A 15,123-nucleotide genomic window follows, 5' to 3' on the forward strand; every position below is an offset into this window, starting at 1 on the left:
CAGCGCCGCCACGCTGATCAGCACAATGCCCAGCCCCGACCAGATGGCATAGGCAATACCCACCGGAATGCTGCGCACCACCAGGGTGAGCATCCAGAACGCAATGCCGTAGCCCACCACCATCAGCAGCAGCGGCAACGGCGTGCTCAAGCCTTTTACCGCTTTCATCGAAGCGGTGGCGATGACTTCGGCGCAGATGGCAATGGCGAGATAGGTGTAGGCATTCATGGTGGGATCCTCCGGTTCTGGCGGGCATTCTAGGCTCAACCTGGATGCGGTAAAGTCATTACCTATCAATTTTGGAGATAGGCCAATGGCCGAGCAGTGGAACCTCGAACAACTGCGAACCTTTGTGCGCGTTGCAGAATTGCGCTCGTTCTCTGCCGTGGCCCGTGAACAGCGCAAGGCCCAGTCGGCGATCAGCAGCGCGGTCGCCTTGCTGGAAACCGACCTGGGCGTCACCCTGTTCGAGCGCAGCAGTGGCCGGCAGCCGAAACTGACGCAAAACGGCAGCGCGCTGCTGGAAGATGCCCGTGAACTGCTGCGCCAGTGCGAACGCCTGGATGGCCGTGCGCTGGCGTTGATGCGCGGGCAGGAGGCCTTGCTGCGCGTGGCGCAGGACGAAGCCATGCCCTACCAGCCGGTGATTGACAGCCTCGATGAATTGGCCAGCCACTTTCCGCTGCTGGAGGTGCAACTGGCCAGCGGGGCCCAGGGTGATGTGGCGCGCAAACTGGTCGAGCGGCGCGCCGACCTGGGGCTGTTCTTTCACCACGAGAGCATCCCGGCAACCCTGGAGCGGCGCGCCCTGGGCAGTGTGGAAATGGTCACGGTCTGTGCGGTCGACCACCCGCTGGCGGGTCGTGGCCGGGTCACTCGCCAACAGCTGGCCCGCCATCGTCAATTGCTGATCACCCCGCAGCAAAGCGGTTACCCCGGTGGCGAGGCCATCAGCCCGCAGGTGTGGCGTGCCGACAGCTTCTACGTCCTGGCGGAGCTGTTGATGCGCGGCCTGGGCTGGGCCTGGTTGCCACGGCATGTCGTGCAGTACCCCACATACCAGACGCACATGGTGGAGCTGGACAGTGAGTGGCGCCCACCGGCGTTGGTGGCGGAACTGGCCTGGCGCCGTGATGAACCCCTGGGCCCTGCTGCGCAATGGTTGGCCGAGCGCTTTGCAGTGCACTTGCGCGCGATCGGGTAAACTCCGCTGCCATGAACAGAACCCTCTATACCTTGCTCTTTCACCTGGGCCTGCCGCTGGTCGCGCTGCGCCTGTACCTTCGCGCGCGCAAGGCGCCGGCCTATGGCCAGCGTATCGGCGAGCGGTTTGCCGTCAGGCTGCCGGCCATGCGCCAGGGCGGTATCTGGGTGCACGCGGTGTCGGTCGGCGAAAGCATTGCCGCGGCGCCGATGGTGCGCGCCTTGCTCAAGGCCTACCCGCAACTGCCGATCACGCTCACCTGCATGACCCCTACCGGTTCCGAGCGCATTCGCGCCATGTTCGCCGACGAACCCCGTGTGCAGCACTGTTATCTGCCCTACGACCTGCCGTGGGCGGCGGGGCGCTTCCTCGACCATGTGCAGCCGAAACTGGGCATCATCATGGAAACCGAGCTGTGGCCCAACCATATTCATCAGTGCGCCAAGCGCGGTATTGCGGTGGCACTGGCCAATGCCCGCCTCTCTGCGCGCTCGGCCCGTGGCTATGGGCGCTTTGCCAGGCTGACGCGGCCGATGTTGGCGGAGATGAACCTGATTGCCGTGCAGACCGAAACCGAGGCGCAACGCTTTCGTGAGCTGGGCGCCCGCCCGCACTGCGTGCAGGTGACCGGCTCGATCAAGTTCGACCTGAAGGTCGATGAGCAGCTGTTGCCACGGGCTCGGGTGTTGCGCGAGCAATGGGGCGCTACGCAGCGCCCGGTGTGGATTGCTGCCAGCACCCATGAGGGGGAGGATGCGCTGGTGCTGCAGGCGCATCAGCAGTTGTTGCAGGTGCATGGCGATGCCTTGCTGATCCTGGTGCCGCGCCACCCTGAGCGGTTCAATGCGGTGCATGCGCTTTGCAGCGAACGGTTCAGCACCATTCGCCGCTCCACTGGCGCGCCCGTCGACGCACAAACCCGGGTATTGCTGGGCGACACCATGGGCGAATTGCTGTTTCTGTATGCGCTGGCCGATATCGCCTTCGTGGGCGGCAGCCTGGTGCCGACCGGCGGGCATAACCCGCTGGAGCCGGCAGCACTGGCCTTGCCGGTGATCATGGGGCCGCACGTGTTCAACTTCCTCGAAATCAGCGCAATGCTGGTAGAGGCAGGGGCGTTGCAGCAGGTGGACGATGCCGACGGGCTGGCCGAGGCCGTGCGGCGGTTGGTCGAGTTACCGCAGGATGCCCAGCGCATGGGCGCGGCGGGCAGGGCGGTGATGCAGGCCAACCAAGGTGCATTGCAGCGCTTGCTCGATGGGCTGGCTGCGCTAATGCGCTGATATTCGCAGCGGCGCGATCCCTGTAGGAGCGGCCTTGTGTCGCGAAAGGGCCGCACAGCGGCCCCGACAATCTTGCGGTCGTGCGAAAATCCCGGGGGCGCTGCGCCCCCCCTTTCGCGACACAAGGCCGCTCCTACACTGTCCGCGTGCTCCCTGATTTCAAGGGCGGCGCTCGAAGTTCTTGGCTGCAGCAGCCGCCAGATCCGGTGGCAAGAAGTCCTTGTCCGGGTTGTAGTCGGCCTTCAGGTAACGCCCCAGATCCTTCAGGTCTTGCGGGCTCAGGGTGCCGGCGGCCTGCTTGAGGCTCAGGTTGTCGAGAATGTAGTCGTAGCGGCTGTTGTTGTAGTCGCGCACCGAGGTGTACAGCTGGCGCTGGGCATCGAGCACGTCGACGATGTTGCGGGTGCCGACCTGGTAGCCGATTTCAGTCGCTTCCAGCGCACTCTGGTTGGAGATGATCGACTGCTTGCGTGCCTGGACCTGTTCCACGTCGGTGTTCACCGCGCGGTGCAGGTTGCGGGTGTTCTCCACCACCTGGCGGCGCAGGCTCTCGCGCTGCTGTTCGCTCTGGCTCAGGCGCTGGTAAGCCTCGCGTACCTGCGAGCTGGTCAGGCCGCCGCTGTAGATCGGGATGTTCAGTTGCAGGCCGATACTGGTCTGCTCGACGTCGCCGCTGTAGCGAACGTTCTGTTGGGGAGCAGGGTTGGTAAAGCCGAGGCTGTCGTTGTCACCCTTCTGGTATTTGGCTACCGCATCCAGGGTGGGCGCATGGCCGGCCTTGCGCTGGCGCAGGGTTTCTTCGGCGGCAGACACCGCATAGTTGGTGGCCAGCAGGTTGAGGTTCTGGCGCCCGGCCGTTTCCACCCAGGCCTTGGCATCGTTCGGCGTAGGTACCTGCACTGGCAGGCTATGCACCACACCCTGGATCGAGCTGTACTCTCGGTTGGTCAGCGTTACCAACGCTTCGAAGGCATCCTGTACCTGGCGTTCGGCGATGATCCGGTTGGCCCGGGCAGTGTCGTAGCCGGCCTGCGACTGCAGCACGTCGGTCTTGTCCGACAGGCCGACATCGAAGCGTTCGTTGGACTGGTCGAGCTGGCGCTTGAACGCGGCTTCCTCAGCCTTGGTCGCGGCCAGGTTGTCCTGGGCGCGCAGCACGGCAAAGTAGCTTTGGGCCGTTTGCAGGATGAGGTTCTGCTCAGTGGCCGACAGCTCCAGGGCGGCTTGTTCGTTGACCGCCTCGGCGGCCTGCAACTGGAACCAGCGGTCGGCGCGGAAAATGGGCTGGGCCAGGGTTGCACTCCAGGCGTTGCCGCTGCGGTTGGAGGTAATCGACGGCTCGTCCAGCTTGGTGCGGGTATTCATCATCTCGGCCCCGGCCGACAGGTTCGGCAGCAAGCCGGCGCGGGCCTGCGGTACCACCTCACGGCGTGCGCCGTAGTCGGCGCGTGCTGCTGCCAGGTCGGCGTTGTTGTCGACCGCTTCCTGGTACACGCTGACCAGGTCGGTCTTGACCGTCTGGGGCGCGTCCGCTGCCCAGGCCACTCCGTTGGACGCACAAGACACGGCTATTGCCAGTGAGAGTTTGCGCAGCATAAAGGCAATCCTTGTACGAAATTGAATTACTGAACCGTTGAGTATTTGGCGATGCGCCAGTTTAGTGCCATGTGCCCCCCGGCAACAATCGCCGGGCGCGCCTTTCATCATCTGCGCAGAAACCCGCTTGGCTTTGCCGACCACAGCAGTCTAGACTGCGCAGGTTCTTGTCGGGGTGCCTTGAAGCAAAGGCTGAGATCGCAGAGGTGCGGATCCCGTTGAACCTGATCAGGTTAGCGCCTGCGTAGGGAACAAGATTGCTCGCCTTCCCGGGGAGCCTCTTGTGCCAGGTCCGGGATTGTCACAGCTGCATGCAGCTTCAAGGCACCCCCATATCCGGCACTGCATCCACTAATGGATGCGTCCGCGCCATTCAGGTTCACCCCGACATTCCACTGCTAGGAAGCCGTCTGGAGAGCCTGTGATGACCCAACAAGAAAAAACGTTCAACCTCAGCGAATCGGCAAAAGTCGATCAGCAGTCCGTGCAGCCGTTCCCGCGTTCGCGCAAGGTCTATGTGCAGGGCTCGCGCCCGGATATCCGCGTACCCATGCGGGAAATCAGCCTGGCCGACACGCCGACCGATTTCGGTGGCGAGTCCAATGCTCCGGTACTGGTCTACGACACCTCCGGCCCCTACACCGATCCCAGTGTGATCATCGACGTGCGCAAAGGCCTGGCCGACGTGCGGTCGGCCTGGATCGACGCGCGTGGCGACACCGAGCGCCTGGCCGGGCTGAGCTCCGACTTCGGCCAGCAGCGCCTGAACGACGCCGAGCTGGCCAAGCTGCGTTTTGCCCACGTGCGCAACCCGCGCCGGGCCAAGGCCGGCGCCAATGTTTCGCAAATGCACTATGCCCGCCAGGGCATCGTTACCGCCGAGATGGAATACGTGGCCATCCGCGAGAACATGAAGCTGCAAGAGGCGCGCGCCGCAGGCCTGCTCGACGCGCAACATGCCGGGCATAGCTTTGGTGCCAACATTCCGAAAGAGATCACCCCCGAGTTCGTGCGCCAGGAAATTGCCCGTGGCCGTGCAATCATCCCGGCCAACATCAACCACCCGGAGCTGGAGCCGATGATCATCGGCCGTAATTTCCTGGTGAAGATCAACGGCAATATCGGTAACAGCGCCCTGGGCTCGTCCATCGAGGAAGAGGTGGCCAAGCTGACCTGGGGCATCCGCTGGGGGTCGGACACGGTCATGGACCTGTCCACCGGCAAGCACATCCATGAGACCCGCGAGTGGATCATCCGCAACTCGCCGGTGCCGATTGGTACCGTGCCGATCTACCAGGCCCTGGAAAAGGTCAACGGGGTGGCCGAAGACCTGACCTGGGAGCTGTTCCGCGACACCCTGATCGAGCAGGCCGAGCAGGGTGTGGACTACTTCACCATCCATGCCGGGGTGTTGCTGCGCTACGTGCCGCTGACCGCCAAGCGGGTCACGGGCATCGTCAGCCGTGGCGGCTCGATCATGGCCAAGTGGTGCCTGGCCCATCACAAGGAAAACTTCCTCTACACCCACTTCGACGAAATCTGCGAAATCATGAAGGCCTACGACGTCAGCTTCTCGCTGGGCGATGGCCTGCGCCCCGGCTCGATCGCCGACGCCAACGACGCTGCGCAGTTCGGTGAGCTGGAAACCCTTGGCGAGCTGACCAAGATTGCCTGGAGGCATGACGTGCAGTGCATGATCGAAGGCCCTGGCCACGTGCCGATGCAGTTGATCAAGGAGAACATGGACAAGCAGCTGGAATGTTGCGACGAGGCGCCGTTCTACACCCTCGGCCCACTGACCACCGATATCGCCCCGGGTTATGACCACATCACCTCGGGCATTGGTGCGGCAATGATCGGCTGGTTCGGCTGCGCCATGCTCTGCTACGTGACGCCCAAGGAGCACCTGGGCCTGCCGAACAAGGATGACGTCAAGACCGGCATCATCACCTACAAGATCGCCGCGCATGCTGCCGACCTTGCCAAAGGCCACCCCGGCGCACAAATCCGCGACAACGCCCTGTCCAAGGCGCGCTTCGAGTTCCGCTGGGAAGACCAGTTCAACCTCGGCCTCGACCCTGACACTGCCCGCGCCTACCACGACGAGACGCTGCCCAAGGAGTCGGCCAAGGTCGCGCACTTCTGCTCAATGTGCGGGCCGAAGTTCTGCTCGATGAAGATCACCCAGGAAGTGCGGGAGTACGCCGCCAAGATCGAAGCCGTGGACGTCACGGTCGAGCAAGGCATGCGTGAGCAGGCCGAGCGGTTCCGCCAGGAAGGCAGCCAGCTGTACCACAAGGTCTGAGAACGCTGGGGCCGGCTCCCGCTGGAACCGCACCAGGCTCAAGACCAGGGCGTTTTTTGTGGGAACGGCCTTGCGTCGCGATACGAGGACGAAGTCCTCGCCAGGAACACCAACAACATTGCCGGCGAGCGCCAACCATGACATCACCCAGCCCGTTCTCCCCCGACCACCCGGTCCCCACCCACCAGCGCATCTTCGGCGCGCGTGACCTGTTCTCCCTCTGGTTTTCCCTGGGCATCGGCCTGATGGTGCTGCAAGTCGGCGCCATGCTCGCGCCGGGCCTGGGCCTTGCTGGCGCCGTACTGGCCATTGCCCTGGGCACCGGCGTGGGCGTGCTGTTGCTGGGCGCCGCCGGGGTCATCGGCAGTGACACCGGCCTGTCGGCCATGGGCACCCTGAAGCTCAGCCTGGGCAGCCATGGCACGCGCTTGCCGGCGGTGCTCAATTTGCTGCAACTGGTGGGCTGGGGGGCGTTCGAGATCATCGTCATGCGCGATGCCGCTAGCCTGCTGGGCGCACGTGCGTTCGGTGAGCACAGCGCCTGGAACAGCCCGATGCTGTGGACCCTGTGCTTTGGTGCCCTGGCGACCTTGCTGGCGGTGAGCGGGCCACTGGCATTCGTGCGCAAGGTGTTGCGCGCCTGGGGTATCTGGTTATTGCTGGGCGCCTGCGTCTGGCTGACCTGGAACTTGTTCGCCAAGGCCGACCTGGCTGAGTTGTGGGGGCGCGCCGGGGATGGCTCTATGTCGCTGGCAGTAGGCTTCGACATCGTCATTGCCATGCCGCTGTCGTGGCTGCCGCTGATCGCCGACTATTCACGTTTCGCCCGCAATGGCAGGCACGTGTTCGGCGGTACCGTGCTGGGCTACTTCATCGGCAATACCTGGCTGATGAGCCTGGGCGTGGCCTACACCCTGGCCTTCGCCGCCAGTGGCGAAGTCAATGCGTTGCTGCTGGCCTTGGCTGGCGCCGGCATGGGGGTTCCGTTGCTGCTGATTCTGCTCGACGAGTCGGAAAAGGCATTCGCCGACATCCACTCGGCGGCGGTCTCCACCGGGGTGCTGCTGCCGTTGAAGGTGGAGCACCTGGCACTGGCCATCGGCGTGCTGTGCACCCTGATCGCCTTGCTGGCGCCATTGGCTCAGTACGAGAACTTCCTGTTGCTGATCGGTTCGGTGTTTGCGCCGCTGTTCGGCGTAGTGCTGGTGGACCACTATGTAGTGCGTCGCCGTGGCTTGCCGGTACAGGTCAAGGGTTTGCACTGGCAGGCGCTGCTGGCCTGGTTCGTGGGGGTGGCGGCCTACCACCTGATTGCCGCCAATGCACCCGAGCTGGGCGCCACCCTGCCAGCATTGCTGCTGGCAGGGGTGCTGCACGGGCTGTTGAGCCTCAGCCGCGGCCGGGGAACAGTTCAGGCTTGAGCACGCCATTGAGGCGCGGGTAAGGGATCTTCAGTTCCACGTGGCCCATGGAATAGGGCGCGATGGCATAGACCTCGTACTTGACCACCAGTGCGCCGTACGTCAGGGCGATGTGCGGCGACTTCTTGAACGGCCAGGTCTTGACGAACTCGGCGTCCTTGTCCATGCCCACGCTCATCAGCCAGGCGCGGTGCGACTCTTCGACGGTTTTCCAGAACGTCTCTTCCTGGCCAGGCAGCAGCATGTCCTGCAGGGTCAGCACCTTGTCCAGCTTGCGGGAGTAGTTGATGAAACCACGCCCAGGCATGCCGTGCGCGCCACCGCTGTCCAGGTAGCTGGACAGTTCGATGATCACCAGGCCGTCATGCTGCTCGCGTACCTTGGCTTGCAGGTAGCTGCTGTTACGTTTGTCGGCAGTGGCCAGGTATTGCTTTTCATAGGCCTGCAGGGTGGCCGGCGCGGTGCCATGCTGATTGTCTTCGGTCAGTTGCAGCAAGCGCTTTTCGACGATGCCGTCAAGCTTGGGCAGGGCCGGGAAGTGCACCATGTCGATGTTCACCAGCGGGCAATCGCTTTCGCTGCAACCGGGTTTTACATGCTCCCAGGCGTCGCGTTTGACCTCAAGCGGGGTCCGGTAGTTGGGCGTGAACAGGCTCTGGCAGGCGCCCAGAGCGAGTGCCAGCACGGCCACGGAAGTCAGTTTGACAATGGTCATGATGATCCTTGCAAAAACAGGGAAAAGTCGGCCTTTGACCGTCTGCGCGGCCTTCGGTTCGCCACTAAGCTAACAGAGTGCGCACGTGCTGTCCCGACTGTGCGAATGGTTGCTGGAAAGGGGTGAAACGCGCTGGCGTGCGGAGTAGGATGGCGCGATGCTGTGATTGAGGTAGCGAGGATTTCCATGTCAGACACGTTGAACTCAGTGCCCAGGGCGGTCGAGATCGTCAAGCGGGAAAACTGCTTCCAGGGCTTCTACAAGCTCGACAAGGTGCACTTGCGCCACGAGCTGTTTGCGGGCGGCATGGGGCGCGAGATCAGCCGTGAACTGTTCGTGCGTCACGATGCGGTGTGTGTACTACCCTACGACCCGCTGCGCGATGAAGTGGTGCTGATCGAACAGTTCCGCGTCGGTGCAATGGGCAAGGCCGAAAACCCCTGGCTGATCGAAATGGTCGCCGGGCTGATCGACAAGGACGAGCAACCCGAGGAAGTCGCCCACCGCGAAGCCGAAGAAGAAGCGGGCCTGACTTTCAGTGCCCTGTGGCCGATGACCCGCTACTTCCCGTCGCCAGGCGGCAGCGATGAGTATGTGCACTTGTTCCTTGGGCACTGCAGCAGCGAAGGGGCAGGGGGGCTGCATGGCCTGGAGGCCGAGGGTGAAGACATTCGCGTGCGGGTCTGGTCGTTCGAAGATGCCTTGCAGGCCGTGCGCGATGGGCGCATCTGCAACGCGGCGACCATCATCGGCTTGCAATGGCTGGCGCTGAACCGTGACGAAGTACGAGGTATGTGGAAGTGAACCTGCTGCGCGAGCGCTATCGAGTCGACCTGGCCGGGCTGCAGGCTGCCTGTGAGGCCAACTATGCCCGGCTGATGCGCTTGCTGCCGGACATGCGTACCACCCAGAGCTCGCGCCGCATCGGTATGACCCAGGGCGACCAGATGCTTGGCGTGCTGGTGCTCGACGTGGTGCTGGCCTGCCCGTACACCACCACCCTGCATATACGTCAGGAGCACAGCTTGCCGTGGCTGCCGGTGCCGCACCTGGAGGTGCAGGTGTATCACGATGCGCGCATGGCCGAAGTGATCAGCGCCGAACATGCCCGGCGCCTGCGCAGCATCTACCCCTACCCGAACGAGGCCATGCACCAGCCAGACGAAAAGGCCCAGCTCAACCTGTTCCTCGGTGAATGGCTGAGTCACTGCCTGGCCTGTGGCCACGAACTGGCAAGCGTTCGCTGACATGCATGCAGACCACCCGCGCCCAGTACATGTGGTGCAACTGACCGACGCCCATCTTTTCGCCGACCCGGCCGGCAGCATGCTGGGCCTCAAAACCCGTGAAAGTTTGGGCCATGTGGTAGCCCAGGTGCGGCGCGAGCAACCGCTTGTCGACTTGCTGTTGTGCACGGGCGATTTGTCCCAGGATGCCAGCGTTGCTTCTTATGAGGCTTTTCGTGAGCTGACTGCGCCGTTTGGCGTACCAAGCCGTTGGCTGCCGGGCAACCATGATGAGGCCCGGATCATGGCCGAAGTGGCGCCGGAGTTGGTCCAGGCGGTAACCGATATCGGCGCCTGGCGTATTGTGATGCTCAACACGGCGGTGCACGGCGCCACACATGGCTTGCTGGGGGATGACCAGCTGGCAGTGCTGGAGGCCGCGCTGAAAGGGGCGGGCGGGCGCCATTGCCTGGTCTGTTTCCACCATCAACCGGTAGACATCGGCTGCGCCTGGATCGCCCCGATCGGCTTGCGCAATGCCCAGGCGCTGTTTGACATCATTGAAGGTTACCCACAGGTGCGGGCATTGCTGTGGGGGCACGTTCATCAGGAGTGGGATGAAGTGCGCGATGGTCGGCGCCTGCTGGCTACGCCTTCGACCTGCATTCAGTTCGCGGCCCGCAGCGAGGACTTCAAGGTGAGCGAAGAGCAGCCTGGGTACCGCTGGCTGCGCCTGCATGCCGACGGGCGGCTGGAGACCGGGGTGGAGCGGGCGTGGGACTTTGAAGTGAAGCTCGACTTCGATAGCCCAGGTTATTGAGCGGGTTGCGCAGTCAACTGTAGGAGCGGCCTTGTGTCGCGAAAGGGCCGCAAAGCGGCCCCGGCAATGTCTGCGGCGAAGCTGAAATTCTGGGGGTTGCTTCGCACCCCCATCGCGACACAAGGCCGCTCCTACAGGGTGCCCTGTTGCAGCGGGCTATGGTGAAGAAATTGTTGCGAAACCCGTGACGCTGCGTCAAAACCCGGCGAACGCGCTACACTGCGCGTCCCTGCGCCCGCATCATCAGGCGCGAAGCCACAGATTCCGGGGGCAGCATGTCGGGTTCCATCCTCTATATCCATGGCTTCAACAGCTCGCCGCTTTCCACCAAGGCGCGCCAGCTCGAAGCGGTCATGCAGCGGCTCGGCCTGGCCGATCAACTGCGGGTGCCCGCCTTGCACCATCACCCACGCCAGGCCATCGCCCAGCTTGAGGCGGCCATCGCCGAACTGGGCGCGCCATTACTGGTGGGCAGTTCGCTCGGCGGCTACTATGCCACCTGTCTGGCGGAGCGCCATGGCCTCAAGGCCTTGCTGGTCAACCCGGCGGTTACCCCGCACAAGCACTTTGACGGCTACCTGGGTACCCAGCGCAACCACTACACCGATGAAACCTGGGAGCTGACCCTGGACCACGTGCAGGCCCTGGCCGAGTTGGAAGTGCCAGCGCCGGTCGATGCCAGCCGCTATCAGGTGTGGCTGCAAACCGCCGACGAAACCCTGGATTACCGCCATGCCGAACGTTATTACCGTGCTTGTGCCCTGCGCATCCAGGCCGGTGGTGACCACAGTTTCCAGGGCTTTGCCGAGCGCCTGCCGGCCCTGCTGGCGTTTGCCGGTATTGCGCGTGGGCAGTATGCAGCGCTCGATTTTTCTGTATTTTGACTTTTTTGCACTCACCAGACTGACGACGAGACCCTATGGCCAATCCCAGCGCTAGCGCCTATAACGCAGACGCCATCGAAGTCCTCTCGGGCCTTGACCCGGTCCGCAAGCGGCCGGGCATGTACACCGACACCAGCCGCCCCAACCACCTGGCCCAGGAAGTGATCGACAACAGTGTCGACGAAGCCCTGGCCGGTCACGCCCGCTCCGTGCAGGTCATTCTGCATGCCGACCACTCGCTGGAAGTCAGCGACGACGGCCGTGGCATGCCGGTGGACATTCACCCCGAAGAGGGCGTGTCCGGGGTCGAGCTGATCCTGACCAAGCTGCACGCCGGCGGCAAGTTCTCCAACAAGAACTACCAGTTCTCCGGTGGCTTGCACGGCGTTGGCATCTCGGTGGTCAACGCCCTGTCGACCCAGGTGCGCGTGCGTGTCAAACGCGACGGCAACGAGTACCAGATGACCTTCGCCGACGGCTTCAAGGCCAGCGAGCTGGAAGTTGTGGGTTCGGTCGGCAAGCGCAACACCGGCACCAGCGTGTATTTCAGCCCCGACCCCAAGTATTTCGATTCGCCGAAATTCTCCATCAGCCGTCTCAAGCACGTGCTCAAGGCCAAGGCCGTGCTGTGCCCAGGCCTGCTGGTCAGCTTCGAGGACAAGGCCAGCGGCGAAAAGGTCGAATGGCACTACGAGGATGGCCTGCGTTCCTACCTGGTCGATTCGGTCAACGAGTTCCAGCGCCTGCCCGATGAGCCGTTCTGCGGCAGCCTGGCCGGTAACAAGGAAGCGGTGGACTGGGCCTTGCTGTGGCTGCCCGAAGGCGGCGACAGCATCCAGGAAAGCTACGTCAACCTGATCCCTACCGCCCAGGGTGGTACCCACGTCAATGGCCTGCGCCAGGGCCTGCTGGATGCCATGCGCGAGTTCTGCGAATTCCGCAACCTGCTGCCGCGCGGGGTCAAGCTGGCACCGGAAGACGTTTGGGAGCGCATTACTTTCGTCCTCTCGATGAAGATGCAGGACCCGCAGTTCTCCGGGCAGACCAAAGAGCGGCTGTCTTCACGCGAGGCGGCGGCATTCGTCTCTGGCGTGGTCAAGGATGCCTTCAGCCTGTGGCTCAACGCCCACCCTGAACTGGGCATGCAACTGGCGGAGCTGGCCATCAGCAACGCCGGCCGCCGCCTCAAGGCCAGCAAGAAGGTCGAGCGCAAGCGCATCACCCAGGGCCCGGCATTGCCCGGCAAGCTGGCCGACTGCGCCGGCCAGGACCCGATGCGTGCCGAGCTGTTCCTGGTCGAAGGTGACTCGGCCGGTGGCTCGGCCAAGCAGGCCCGGGACAAGGAATTTCAGGCCATCCTGCCGCTGCGCGGCAAGATCCTCAACACCTGGGAAGTGGACGGCGGCGAAGTCCTGGCCAGCCAGGAAGTGCACAACATTGCCGTGGCCATCGGGGTCGATCCCGGTGCCACCGACCTGGCGCAACTGCGCTATGGCAAAATCTGCATCCTCGCCGACGCCGACTCCGACGGCCTGCACATTGCCACGCTGTTGTGCGCGCTGTTCGTGCAGCACTTCCGTGCACTGGTCGAGGCCGGGCACGTGTATGTGGCCATGCCGCCGCTGTACCGCATCGACCTGGGCAAGGAAATCTACTACGCCCTCGACGAAGCCGAGCGTGATGGCATTCTCGACCGCCTGGTGGCCGAGAAGAAGCGCGGTAAACCCCAAGTCACCCGCTTCAAGGGTTTGGGCGAAATGAACCCGCCACAACTGCGTGAAACCACCATGGACCCGAATACCCGGCGCCTGGTGCAACTGACCCTGGACGACGTGCAGGCGACTTGCGAACTGATGGACAAGCTGCTGGCCAAGAAGCGCGCCGGTGACCGCAAGAACTGGCTGGAAACCAAAGGTAACCTCGCCGAGGTCATGGTTTGATTCGTCTGCTTCTGGCGGCCTGGCTGGCGCTGGTTGCCCTGCCGGGCCTGGCGGGCGACTGGCCAGAGCTGAAGATGACTGCCGAGCACCCGATAGACGGTATGCGGGGTGGCAACCTGTCTGGCCTGGCATTCTGCCGGGGGGCGTTGTGGGGTGTGTCCGACCGCGACGATGACCGCATCTACCGCTTCGACCAGCAGAGCGCTACCTGGCGCGCGCAGGCGCTTGTCTTCACTGCGCCGCCGGTGCCGGAAAGCGGCCTGCCGTGGGGCCTGAAGTCACGCAACTGGGCGGCGTCGTACATTCGTGGCGGCGCGCTGGACTTCGAAGGCATCACCTGCGACAAGGCTAACAACCTGTACCTGGTCAGCGAGGCCCACGCTGCGGTGCTGCAACTGCCGCTCGAAGGTGAGCCCGACTGGCTCAAGATCGACCCGGCCATGGTCCGTCAGGCGCGGGCCAGTGGCATGCTGCTGAACTTCAATGCGCTGTTCGAAGGGCTGGCAATCAACCCGGCGGGTGACCGCCTGTGGCTGGCGGCCGAGCGCGAGCGGCGTGGCCTGGTGGCCATCGAACGGCAGCAGTCGGTATGGACCTGCGGGCGCGGTTGCGTGCTGCTGAGCGAGGCTGGGGTCGAGATGCAGCCGCCGCAAATGCCAGAGGCCCGGGCCCTGTCGCGCGACTTTTCCGACCTCGCCTGGTTCGAGGGCAAGCTGTTCACCCTTGAGCGCAACGCCTACCGGATATGCCGGCGCGACGCCAACAGCGGCGAGGTCGAGCGCTGCTGGTCGTTCGCCGCCGAGGCGCTGGAGCCGATGCGCCGCTACGATCAGCCGTTCGGCCTGGCCGAGGCGCTGGTGATCGACGGCAAAGGCGCCTGGGTCGGGTTGGACAACAACAACGCTGACCGTGCCGACGGCGAGCGGCGCCCGATCGTATGGCGCTTCGAGGCGCCTCAGGGCGGCTGGGGCGCCAAACCGTGAGCCAGGCACCGGGCAAGCGCGCAGGGCGGGTGCTGATGGTGCTTGCCTGGGCGGCTGCGCTGTTTCTGGCCACGCGCTTTTTCGGCCAGTGGGAAGACAGCCAACGTAACCCCAACCGCCAGGTGCAGTCGGAGCACGGCCAAGGTTTCATCGAGGTGCGCCTGCTGAGTAATGGCCAGGGGCATTTCGTGGTGGATGGCGCGATCAATGGCCAAGGGGTGCACTTCATGCTGGACACCGGGGCCACCGACGTCGCGATCCCCGAAGGGCTGGCCCGTGACCTGAACCTGGCGCGTGGCAGCCCGGTGCTGCTGAGTACCGCCAATGGCCGCACCGAGGGCTACCGCACGCGGCTGGCCAGCCTGCAACTGGGCGACATCCACCTGCAGAACGTACGCGCCATTGTCGTGCCGGGCCTGGATGGCCCCACCGTGCTACTGGGCATGAGTGCCCTGCAACAACTTGAATTTACCCAGCGCGGTGGCACCATGCTGCTGCGCCAGAACCTGAAATGACGAGGCCCGCATGAGCGACTCACTGGAACTCAGCCTGGACGGCGTAGAACGCCGCTCACTGGCTGACTTCACCGAACAGGCCTACCTCAACTACTCCATGTACGTGATCATGGACCGCGCCCTGCCGCATATCGGCGATGGCCTCAAGCCAGTGCAGCGGCGCATTGTCTATGCCATGAGCGAGTTGGGGCTCGATGCCGATGCCAAGCACAAGAAGTCGGCGCGTACCGT

Annotated in this window: 15 protein-coding genes and 1 riboswitch; of the genes, 12 read left to right on the forward strand and 3 right to left on the reverse strand. The window is 63.9% G+C overall.

What is annotated here, in order from left to right:
• A partial coding sequence (locus APH30_RS20390; protein WP_054913597.1) for a multidrug efflux SMR transporter occupies positions 1 to 228 on the reverse strand: 228 nt, incomplete at its 3' end.
• Between the two features lie 85 nt (positions 229 to 313).
• Here APH30_RS20390 and APH30_RS20395 point away from each other — a divergent pair.
• Together APH30_RS20395 and waaA are read left to right on the forward strand one after the other, a co-directional pair.
• Positions 314 to 1,204: a LysR family transcriptional regulator gene (locus tag APH30_RS20395; protein WP_054904853.1), complete on the forward strand. Its 891-nt coding sequence runs from the start codon at positions 314 to 316 to the stop codon at positions 1,202 to 1,204.
• Positions 1,205 to 1,215: 11 nt separating this feature from the next.
• Positions 1,216 to 2,487, forward strand: a complete 1,272-nt coding sequence (gene waaA / locus APH30_RS20400; protein WP_054913588.1) for a lipid IV(A) 3-deoxy-D-manno-octulosonic acid transferase — start codon at positions 1,216 to 1,218, stop codon at positions 2,485 to 2,487.
• 159 nt (positions 2,488 to 2,646) lie between these two features.
• Here waaA and APH30_RS20405 read toward each other — a convergent pair whose 3' ends face one another.
• Positions 2,647 to 4,083, reverse strand: a complete 1,437-nt coding sequence (locus tag APH30_RS20405; protein ID WP_054913589.1) for a TolC family outer membrane protein — start codon at positions 4,081 to 4,083, stop codon at positions 2,647 to 2,649.
• 161 nt (positions 4,084 to 4,244) lie between these two features.
• A riboswitch (TPP riboswitch) is annotated at positions 4,245 to 4,351 on the forward strand.
• Between the two features lie 156 nt (positions 4,352 to 4,507).
• On the opposite strand from APH30_RS20405, the gene thiC reads away from it, so the two are divergent.
• A complete protein-coding gene (gene thiC, locus APH30_RS20410; protein WP_054913590.1) occupies positions 4,508 to 6,388 on the forward strand; it encodes a phosphomethylpyrimidine synthase ThiC in 1,881 nt (626 codons plus the stop codon).
• A 137-nt stretch (positions 6,389 to 6,525) separates the two neighbouring features.
• Positions 6,526 to 7,809, forward strand: a complete 1,284-nt coding sequence (cytX, locus tag APH30_RS20415; RefSeq protein ID WP_054913591.1) for a putative hydroxymethylpyrimidine transporter CytX — start codon at positions 6,526 to 6,528, stop codon at positions 7,807 to 7,809.
• On the opposite strand, the gene APH30_RS20420 is transcribed toward cytX, so the two are convergent.
• Positions 7,778 to 8,524: an RsiV family protein gene (locus APH30_RS20420; RefSeq protein ID WP_054913592.1), complete on the reverse strand. Its 747-nt coding sequence runs from the start codon at positions 8,522 to 8,524 to the stop codon at positions 7,778 to 7,780. The genes cytX and APH30_RS20420 overlap by 32 nt on opposite strands.
• 186 nt (positions 8,525 to 8,710) lie before the next feature.
• Between APH30_RS20420 and APH30_RS20425 the strand changes: the two genes are divergently transcribed.
• From APH30_RS20425 to APH30_RS20460, 8 genes are all read left to right on the forward strand, one after another.
• The gene (locus tag APH30_RS20425; RefSeq protein ID WP_009681332.1) at positions 8,711 to 9,328 is read left to right on the forward strand and encodes an NUDIX domain-containing protein; all 618 of its coding nucleotides are present in this window, start codon (positions 8,711 to 8,713) and stop codon (positions 9,326 to 9,328) included.
• Positions 9,319 to 9,771 (forward strand): DUF1249 domain-containing protein, encoded by a 453-nt coding sequence (locus APH30_RS20430; RefSeq protein WP_009681331.1) that lies wholly within the window; start codon positions 9,319 to 9,321, stop codon positions 9,769 to 9,771. Before APH30_RS20425 ends, APH30_RS20430 begins: the two co-directional genes overlap by 10 nt.
• A gap of 1 nt (position 9,772) precedes the next feature.
• Complete coding sequence (cpdA, locus tag APH30_RS20435; protein ID WP_054913593.1) at positions 9,773 to 10,570, forward strand: 3',5'-cyclic-AMP phosphodiesterase; 798 nt, start codon at positions 9,773 to 9,775, stop codon at positions 10,568 to 10,570.
• A 275-nt stretch (positions 10,571 to 10,845) separates the two neighbouring features.
• Positions 10,846 to 11,454, forward strand: a complete 609-nt coding sequence (locus APH30_RS20440) for a YqiA/YcfP family alpha/beta fold hydrolase (protein ID WP_054904847.1) — start codon at positions 10,846 to 10,848, stop codon at positions 11,452 to 11,454.
• Positions 11,455 to 11,489: 35 nt separating this feature from the next.
• Positions 11,490 to 13,394, forward strand: coding sequence for a DNA topoisomerase IV subunit B (gene parE, locus APH30_RS20445; protein WP_009681328.1), 1,905 nt, complete (start codon positions 11,490 to 11,492; stop codon positions 13,392 to 13,394).
• Positions 13,391 to 14,377 (forward strand): esterase-like activity of phytase family protein, encoded by a 987-nt coding sequence (locus APH30_RS20450; RefSeq protein ID WP_054913594.1) that lies wholly within the window; start codon positions 13,391 to 13,393, stop codon positions 14,375 to 14,377. Before parE ends, APH30_RS20450 begins: the two co-directional genes overlap by 4 nt.
• Positions 14,374 to 14,892, forward strand: a complete 519-nt coding sequence (locus tag APH30_RS20455; RefSeq protein WP_054913595.1) for a TIGR02281 family clan AA aspartic protease — start codon at positions 14,374 to 14,376, stop codon at positions 14,890 to 14,892. The genes APH30_RS20450 and APH30_RS20455 overlap by 4 nt, the downstream gene beginning before the upstream one ends.
• 10 nt (positions 14,893 to 14,902) lie before the next feature.
• The coding region (locus APH30_RS20460) for a DNA gyrase subunit A (protein WP_054913596.1) at positions 14,903 to 15,123 on the forward strand (221 nt) is incomplete at its 3' end.

It is taken from the genome of Pseudomonas sp. NBRC 111127 (assembly GCF_001320345.1).
Taxonomy (GTDB): Bacteria; Pseudomonadota; Gammaproteobacteria; order Pseudomonadales; family Pseudomonadaceae; genus Aquipseudomonas; species Aquipseudomonas juntendi.